Source organism: Caballeronia calidae (genome assembly GCF_900044055.2).
In the GTDB taxonomy this organism is placed as follows: domain Bacteria; phylum Pseudomonadota; class Gammaproteobacteria; order Burkholderiales; family Burkholderiaceae; genus Caballeronia; species Caballeronia calidae.
The window spans coordinates 1-1,212 of the sequence record NZ_FCOX02000286.1; the positions used below are offsets into that span (position 1 = coordinate 1).

Annotated in this window: 1 protein-coding gene; it reads left to right on the top strand. The window is 54.0% G+C overall.

Annotation, left to right across the window (positions count from 1 at the left end):
* Positions 1 to 69 precede the first annotated feature (69 nt).
* On the top strand, positions 70 to 894 hold the full coding sequence (locus AWB78_RS42675) for a DUF2813 domain-containing protein (RefSeq protein WP_232478149.1): 825 nt from the start codon (positions 70 to 72) through the stop codon (positions 892 to 894).
* The last annotated feature ends 318 nt before the right edge of the window (positions 895 to 1,212 follow it).

Here is a 1,212-nt window from a genome sequence, read left to right on the forward strand (position 1 = left end):
TTGCTGATGCATGCATGATGTAATGGGACTGGCGAGTCGTGAAAAATATCTGCTATGGATGTGAAGCGTATGAAATTGCAAAGTATTCGGATGTGTGGTTTCCAGTCGTTCGGACCGGAACCGACCGAGCTCAGCCTCAATGACATTACGTATCTAATCGGACCCAACGGCTCTGGCAAAACGGCAGCGCTGCAAGGGCTGTGCCGGATGTTCGCTTTCGATCCCTCCATGAGGCGAGTTCAACGTTCGGATTTCCATGTTCCCTACGACGAGGAAAGCGTTCCGGACGAAAGACACCTCTGGATCGAAGCAGATTTCGTCTTTCCTGAACTCGAGAAGGACGGCGACAACTCGACCGTCGCGCCACATTTCGGCCATATGCGTTTGGACACTGCTGGTGGCATGCCGCGAGTTCGATATCGGTTGAGCGCCTCGATCGGCGTTGATGGCGAAATCGACGAATCCTTTGTATATGTTCTTGACCTGAACAGTGACGGTTCACCCATGACGACAGCCCAGGTGCCTCGCGTGGAACGGAACCACGTTCAGGTTCACTACTTGCCTGCGCGTCGTGACCCCGCCGAACACATTGCTTTTGGTGCCAACGCGTTGCTCGGCAGAATCCTGCGGGCCGTCAACTGGACAAGCGAGCGCGACGCGGTTAAAGGCTTTACTGACCAGATTAGCAAAAGCCTGGCAGCAAATGTATCGGTTGCTACGCTCAGTGAGACCTTGAGAAAGAGCTGGGGCACGTTGCACAAAGGTAGTTTCTTTGCCGATCCTCACGTCACGTCACGTTCGTTGCGTCGGAGATTGAGGCGTTGTTGCGACACCTGTCCGTCTCCTTCTCGCCGGCAAGTGGTTGCGGGTTTTCCATCGTTACAAATTAGGTAGGATACCTGTATCACTCAAGAGTGACGAGTTTTTCGTGAAGATTTGATCGTCGGCAAGTAGCGGGAACGGGCCTCCGCCCCGGAGTATCTTTCATCCTTTTCGGGTGGTGTCTGCGTAATCAATCAGGTCCGGATTTGACCTATGTGCCTAGTCGGAACAACTCGAAGCGTTCGAGGTCCTGCCTTTCGCCGATGAATTTCGCGAAGATATTTGTTTGCGCGGTATTCACGAGAAATTCCGGCAGACTTTGGCGTAGGGCGTTGGCGACGACGAGCTCGGAAGGTGGGATTCCGGGGCGAACGGTGCGCAGCCATGATC